Below are 7,294 nucleotides of genomic sequence, written 5' to 3' on the forward strand. Positions count from 1 at the left end.
ATCACAGAAAACGGCTACAGTTAGCGCTGCAGCGGCTGACGATACCTGACGGCCTGCCACGATCCACTTTCCCCCTGCATACCTATGTCTGAACCTACTGCTGCCGCCATGCCGGCAGATCTCGCGGCAACACCTGCCCGCAAACTGGGGCCGCTGCGTCAGCTGCTGCCTTTTTTACTTCCGTACCGAAAACAGTTTGCACTGGCCGGACTGGCCTTACTGGCCGCCGCCGCTGCGACCTTATCGGTGCCGATGGCATTTCGCGGCATGATAGACGGCGGCTGGCAAGGGGCCTCCAGTGCCTTGCCAAATGCATTCTTACTGTTGTTCGGGCTGGCAATTTTACTGGCGATAGCAACCGCTGCGCGTTTTTACATGGTGTCGTGGCTTGGCGAGCGCGTGACCGCGGATTTACGCAAACAAGTGTACTCACACATTCTGCGGCAAAGCCCGCTGTTTTTTGAAACCACACGCACCGGCGAAGTATTATCGCGTTTAACCACCGATACGTCGCTGATACAAACCGTGGTCGGCACCAGTATTTCGATGGCACTGCGCAACTGTCTGTTACTGGCGGGCGGCTTGCTGATGATGCTGATCACCAGTACGTCACTGACACTGATGATTCTGGTGCTACTGCTGGCAGTGATTTTACCGATCCTGCATTTCGGCAAACGGGTACGCAGTTTGTCGCGCCAGAGTCAGGACAGCATCGCCGATTTTTCTGCACTGGCCGGTGAAATCCTGAATGCGATGCCGACGATACAGGCTTTCACCCGTGAATCTGCCGAGCGCGAACGCTTCGGCATGCAGGCAGAAAAAGCCTTTGACAGCGGCATCCGTCGCATCCGCGCCCGCGCCCTGCTGACCATGATTGCGATTACGCTGGTGTTTGGCGCAATTATTCTGGTGTTGTGGCTGGGGGCACAGCGCGTTGCCGCCGGTGAAATGAGCAGCGGACAACTGGCGCAGTTTATTCTGTATGCATCGATTGTGGCCGGTGCATTCGGTGCCTTATCGGAAGTGCTTGGCGATGCACAGCGCGCTGCCGGCGCAACCGAACGCTTACTGGCGCTGATGGCTTACCCGCCTGACATTCAGGACCCGCCGCATCCAAAGCTGCCGCCGGAAACCGGCAATACGCAGGGAGCGACGCTGTCTCTGTCAGCACTGCGCTTTTCCTACCCTTCCCGTCCGCAACAACTGGCGCTGGACAACATCCGGTTGCAGATCGCTGCCGGAGAAACCGTCGCACTGGTTGGCAGCTCCGGCGCCGGAAAATCCACGCTGTTTCAACTGATACTGCGCTTTTATGAAAGTCAGCATGGCGAAATTGCGCTGAACGGGCAGGATATCCGCGATTACCGCCTGCAGGATTTGCGTCAGCGTATCGGCATCGTGCCGCAGGACACCGTGATTTTCTCCGACAATGCATTGGAAAACATCCGCATCGCCAGACCGGAAGCCAGCGACGCCGAAGTGATGGAAGCGGCGAAACAGGCTGCAGCGCATGATTTCCTGAGTGCCCTGCCCGAGGGTTACCACACTTTCCTCGGCGAACGCGGTGTGCGCTTGTCTGGCGGTCAGCGTCAGCGCATTGCGATTGCCCGCGTACTGCTGAAAAATCCGCCGCTGCTGTTACTGGATGAAGCCACCAGCGCGCTGGATGCGGAATCCGAGCAGCGGGTACAGGCCGCACTGGAACGCGCAATGACCGGACGCACCACACTGATCATTGCGCACCGGCTGGCAACGATACAAAAAGCTGACCGCATTATCGTCATGGATCAGGGCAGAATCGTCGAAACCGGTACGCATCAGGATTTGCTGCAGCAGCAAGGGATTTACGCAAGGCTGGCCAGCCTGCAATTCGGGCTGAACAGCGGCCCTGAAACACTTGCTGAGGAAGCTGTCAGCCCGTTGTAATCCGGCTCCGGTGAGCTGACATTGTGCAGAAGTCCGCATCTGCGATTTTCGGAGAGCCGGACTTTCTGCCGACGACCGCCGGATCAGTATGCAGAACTCCGCATTTTGGCCATTTTCAGGTGTTTTCGGGCAGTTTCAGACGCTCTGAGGCTTGCTTAGCCTGCTCAGAATCAGCGCCCGAAACACCCGTAGCGCACGCAACTTACGGACGACTGTAGACTTGCTTGCCAGCCACCCAGGTCGATAACACCTGCGTTGCGGCGATCTCACTGACCGGCACTTTCAGAATGTCACGGTCAATCACCACAAAGTCCGCCCACTTCCCTTTTTCCAGACTGCCCAAACGGGTTTCCTGAAACGCCGCAAATGCGGCATCCAGCGTGAAGCAGCGCAGCGCCTGTTCGCGGCTCATCACCTGATCCGGATACCAGCCACCCTGCGGTTGGCCCTGTAAATCAGTACGACTGACTGCCGCCAGCATGCCTTCAAACGGATTCGGCGATTCAATCGGAAAATCTGATCCGCAGGCAATCCGTGCACCAAGTTTAGTAAAACGCTGCCACGCATAAGCACCACGTATCCGTTGCGGGCCAACCCGGTGTTCCGCCATATTCATATCCGAAGTTGCATGCACCGGCTGCATCGACGGAATCAGGCCCAGCTTTACAAAACGCGGCATATCTTCCAGCGCCACGACTTGCGCATGTTCGATACGGTGACGGCGGGCGGCGCGCCATTGCGGCGGCAAGGCGGCAAATGCATCCAGCACTTCACGATTGGCTGCATCGCCGATCGCATGCACATTCACCTGATAACCGCGCGAAGCAGCGGTGCGTATCATGCCTTGCAGTTCTGCCGGTGTATGAAACAGCAAACCTTTAGTATGCGGCGCATCGCTGTACGGTGCCAGCAAAGCGGCACCGCGTGAACCGAGTGCACCGTCGGAAAACAGCTTGACTGCGCGCAAGACATAACGATCCTGCGCCGTATCATAGCGCGGGCCGTCTTTCGACAATTGGGCAAAATCCTCCCCGGTGCCGCGTATCATGCCGTACACCCGCAACGGCAAACCTTGTTCTGCCTGCAGGCTGCGGATGGCCTGATCTGCGGCCACATTGATCCCGGCATCATGCACACTGGTGATTCCGTTGGCGACCAGCGTGTTCAGTGCCAGTTTCAGCGCTTCCTTATTCTGTGTCGCATCGGCAGCAGGAATATGACGGCTGACGAGCTTCATCGCACTGTCGATCAGCACACCGGTCGGATTGCCGGCCGCATCACGCTCAATCCGGCCACCGGCAGGGTCCGGCGTGTTTTTATCGATACCGGCAATGCGTAACGCAGCCTGATTCGCCCAGCCAGCGTGGCCATCCACACGGTCCAGCCAGACCGGACGCTGTTGCGCTATATCGTCGATATCTGCCGCCTCCGGAAAACGCCCGAGTTGCCACACCACCTGATTCCAGCCACCGCCCAGCACCCAGCTATTACCCGGATATTGCTGAACATAGGCGCGGATCGCATCGCGTGCTTCCTGCAGATTGCGGGTGTCACGCAGATTCAGGCTCATCATGCTGTATCCAAGGCTGAGCAAATGCCCGTGCGCGTCCGTCAATCCCGGCAATACCGTTTTCCCGCCAAGATCAATCACTCTGGCAGCGGGCCAGCGTGGCGCAAGCTCTGACTGCGCACCAAGCGCCAGCACTTTCCCCTGATCACTGATCAGCATCGCGTCGAAACGGCGCAGATTTTCACGTTCCCAGCTGTAACCATTGGCTTTGACCAGTAAAGTTTCGGCACTCGCCAACGGCATCAGACTCAGTAAGGCTGCTCCCAGCCACCATTTGCAATGCATCTTGCCTCCGTATTTTTGTAATCCGCGCAGCTTAGGCAGAAAAGTGCAATCCGACAAGAAAACGGCGCACAACGGGATGTCTTTGTCAGTTCCGGCCCACAAAAATACGGTCAGAAAATGCGCAACGCATGTTGCTCAGACTATTTCTTTCAAAATCGTTTTTTGCAGCAATTTCATTCAACATCGCCCAATTTCTGGCTATTTCATTTCTTCGTTTACACCGTCTGTCATCAGGCTGACATTTTTCTTGACGGCGAGCTACGATTTTCCGTACACTCTTCGGATCCTGAAGACACAGTCGACTCTGGTCGATATTCCGATCTTGCCTATGAAAAGATTACGACCCGCACTCACTCCACGGATTGCCGCCACCCTGGCACTGATCGCACTGCCACTGATCAGTCTGGCAGAAGGCAGCGTCCCCGCTGACGCACCCGCTCCGGCAGAAAATTCTCCCGTCATCAATACACTCAGTCTCGATACCTCACTGTCCGGCACACCGGGTTCGCTGAATCTGTCCGAAACCCGTGAAATCGACCTGTGGGAACGCATACGCGGCGGCTTCGCTATTCCTGATCTGGAAAACAAAACTGCCGCAGGCCAGACGACGTGGTATGCAAGCCGTTCAGACGCCTTTCTGAAAACCCTGCAACGCGGCTCCCGCTACCTGTATCACGTGGTCGAGCAACTGGAAAAACGCGGTATGCCAACCGAGCTGGCCTTACTGCCGTTCATTGAGTCGGCATTTAACCCGCAAGCCATTTCCAGCGCCAAAGCCAGCGGCATGTGGCAGTTCATGGCAGCTACCGGCAAAGATTACAACCTGAAGCAAAATATGTTCACCGACGAGCGTCGCGGTGTACTGGATTCAACCGAAGCTGCGCTGAATTATCTGGAACGTCTGTACGGCATGTTCGGCGACTGGCAGTTAGCACTGGCGGCTTATAACTGGGGCGAAGGCTCCGTACAGCGCGCGATCAAAAAACAGCAGGCTGCAGGCTTACCAATCGACTTTGACAGCCTGTCTGTCCACATGCCGGCAGAGACACGCAACTATGTGCCGAAACTGCAGGCAGTTAAAAATATCATTGCCCATCCGGAACAATTCAACATCAGCCTGCCTGCACTGGAAAATCAGCCCTACTTCGTGCCGGTTGCCAAAACCCGCGACATGGACGTCAAACTGGCGGCAGAACTGGCGGAATTACCACTGACCGAATTTACCGCACTGAATCCGCAATTCAATAAACCTGTCATCACAGGCACAACCACTAAAATTCTGTTGCCGACAGAAAACGCAGAAAAATTCAAAGAGAATCTGACAAAGTGGCAAGGTCCGCTGTCCACCTGGGCAACTTATATTGTTCAGAAAACAGAAAAAATCGAAGCACTGGCTGCAAAACTCGGGCACAGCGCGGATTTCTTAAGAAACGTCAATCTGATTCCGGCCAAGATGCTGGTCAAAGCAGGCTCCACACTGCTGGTACCAAAATCAGAAAAACATGCGGACCAGGATATCGCACCTGAAATCGCCGCTAACGCAAAGCTGATCGTCGAAAAAGCCATTGCCACACGCCAGATCAGTTTAAAAGTCGGCAAGCGCGATAATTTAAATGCGATCGCTAACCGTTACCATGTCAGCGTAGCCGACATCAAATCCTGGAATAAACTGAAGACAGAACAAATCAGTTACGGCCAGACTCTGAAACTGGAAGTTCCTGTGACAGCGCGCAGTCGAGATAACGGCAAACAAAAACTGGCCAGCCATCACGGTCACCGTCGCAGTTAAGCAATGCGCGTGCTGAGATAGATTCCTTTAAAATAGAAAAGCCGCTGCCATCAACGCAGCGGCTTTTCTTTTTATGCGACGCTCATTTGGCAAAATAAGTCAATTCATCACCGGGAAATTCATGAAGCAATCAATTCACAAACTATTTTGAATCCGGTTCGGAATAAAAAAAGCGCTGCAATTGCAGCGCTTTTTCACATCAGAATCTGAACGACTGATTACTTCTGATTTGCGAAAATCACCCAGTAACGAGCCAGTTCTGCTGTACCGTCTTTACCACCAACAGATTTCAGTGTTTTGATCGCAGCTGGCTTTTTACCGCTTTGCAGCTGTGCAATACCCAGATGCAGTTTGGCATCTTCTGCTTGTGTCAGGCCACCTTTTTTGATGCCCTCCTCCATCAGCGCAATACCCTGATCTGCTTTACCTGCAGCAGCCAGTGCAAAGCCCAGTGTCACCAGACCATTGCCGTCTTTTGCTGCTTTCGCATTCGCTTCAGCAGCTGCAAAACCTGCATTCGCTTCATCATTGGCTTTGGTTGCCATATCGCGCAAACGCTTGTGACGGTCAACATCATTACCAGTGCCCAGTGCACCTGCTTTGTAGCCTGCATCAATAATTTTGCTGGCTTCTGCAGGATAACCGGCTTTAATCGACATCAGGGAAGCTTCCATGTAGTCGTTGCCTTTTGTTACCTGACCCAGCGCCAGTTTCAAACGCAGCAGGTCCAGTTTCAGGCGTTCAGAATAACCAGGCTTACGTTCCAGAATATTCAGCAGATTCACCCAGTATTCTTTTTTGCCGTGGTACATCACCAGTTTTTCCAGCGCGCCAGCGTATGCAGTCGTATCTTTTTGTTTAGATAAAGCGTTCGCATAGAATTCCAGATTCGACAAGCTTGGTGTACGACCGGCTTTCTCGTCCGCTGCAATTTCAGCTTCCACTGCTTTTGCTGCTTTGGAGCTGTCGCCACTCTGATTCATTGCCTGAATCAGGTAAGGACGCATAGACTGATCTGTACCACCGTCAGAGTAGTAACGGTTGTACCAGGTTACGGCCTTGGAATAATTACCGGCTTTGTAGTAGGCATTTGCCAGCACCTGAATCATTTGCAGCTGATCTTTAGAAGGCAGCTTGTTTGCAGCAATGATTGCTTCAGCAGCACGGATCGTTGCGTCGTTATCACCTGCAGCAGATGCAATCGACAAACGCATACGCTCAATAGTGAAACTTTCGTTGACGGATTTACCGCTGATGCCATCAGCTTCGTGGATTTTCGCCAGTGCTTCTTTATATTTTTTCGCTTTGTAAAGATCACCGGCAGCCTGCACAATACGGCCGACTTCAGGGCGCATCGCTTCCTGAGCAAATGCAGTATTTGCGGCAATATTTGTCAGTTCAGGCGCGGCGGCAAAGCCGATAGCTGCTACCAGCACAGCAATACGAGAAAAGCGAAATTGCATCATAAGTTATCTCACCATCAATGAATTGAATAAACGCCGGGCAGATCGCAATTTACCTGCCCTTCAATATGAAAATGGCAGGTAGATACCTGCCACTTCCTAATCATACAACAAGTCTGTTCTGAGCTTGCAGTAAATTCACAGTTTCTCTGAATCTTATTTCAGGAACTGCTCGTTCCCCACCATACCGATCTTGGTTACACCCAGACGCTGTGCCGAGGCCATCACCGCCGCCACCGATTTGTACTCCACGACCGCATT

The 7,294-nt window shown here is 53.7% G+C and carries 4 protein-coding genes and 1 pseudogene; 2 read left to right on the top strand and 3 right to left on the bottom strand.

What is annotated here, in order from left to right; genetic code table 11:
* Window positions 1–84 precede the first annotated feature (84 nt).
* Window positions 85–1,926 (top strand): ABC transporter transmembrane domain-containing protein, encoded by a 1,842-nt coding sequence (locus tag IE092_RS16270; protein ID WP_189358310.1) that lies wholly within the window; start codon window positions 85–87, stop codon window positions 1,924–1,926.
* A gap of 202 nt (window positions 1,927–2,128) precedes the next feature.
* Here the strand turns inward: IE092_RS16270 and IE092_RS16275 are convergent, their stop codons facing one another.
* A complete protein-coding gene (locus IE092_RS16275; RefSeq protein ID WP_189358313.1) occupies window positions 2,129–3,781 on the bottom strand; it encodes an amidohydrolase in 1,653 nt (550 codons plus the stop codon).
* Window positions 3,782–4,109: 328 nt separating this feature from the next.
* Between IE092_RS16275 and IE092_RS16280 the strand changes: the two genes are divergently transcribed.
* Window positions 4,110–5,570, top strand: a complete 1,461-nt coding sequence (locus IE092_RS16280; protein ID WP_189358315.1) for a transglycosylase SLT domain-containing protein — start codon at window positions 4,110–4,112, stop codon at window positions 5,568–5,570.
* 218 nt (window positions 5,571–5,788) lie between these two features.
* Here the strand turns inward: IE092_RS16280 and IE092_RS16285 are convergent, their stop codons facing one another.
* Window positions 5,789–7,036 carry a hypothetical protein gene (locus tag IE092_RS16285; RefSeq protein WP_189358317.1) on the bottom strand — a complete coding sequence of 416 codons (1,248 nt, stop codon included), beginning with the start codon at window positions 7,034–7,036 and terminating at the stop codon, window positions 5,789–5,791.
* A gap of 153 nt (window positions 7,037–7,189) precedes the next feature.
* Window positions 7,190–7,294: pseudogene (locus IE092_RS18895) on the bottom strand (biopolymer transporter ExbD); the annotation flags it as partial.

Source organism: Cognatundibacterium squillarum (genome assembly GCF_014652435.1).
Taxonomy (GTDB): domain Bacteria; phylum Pseudomonadota; class Gammaproteobacteria; order Burkholderiales; family Burkholderiaceae_D; genus Undibacterium; species Undibacterium squillarum.

Excerpts from the sequence above, each read along its gene's own strand:
- IE092_RS16270 (WP_189358310.1), top strand. The coding sequence starts at position 85 with ATGTCTGAACCTACTGCTGCCGCCATGCCGGCAGATCTCGCGGCAACA.
- IE092_RS16275 (WP_189358313.1), bottom strand. The coding sequence starts at position 3,781 with ATGCATTGCAAATGGTGGCTGGGAGCAGCCTTACTGAGTCTGATGCCG.
- IE092_RS16280 (WP_189358315.1), top strand. The coding sequence starts at position 4,110 with ATGAAAAGATTACGACCCGCACTCACTCCACGGATTGCCGCCACCCTG.
- IE092_RS16285 (WP_189358317.1), bottom strand. The coding sequence starts at position 7,036 with ATGATGCAATTTCGCTTTTCTCGTATTGCTGTGCTGGTAGCAGCTATC.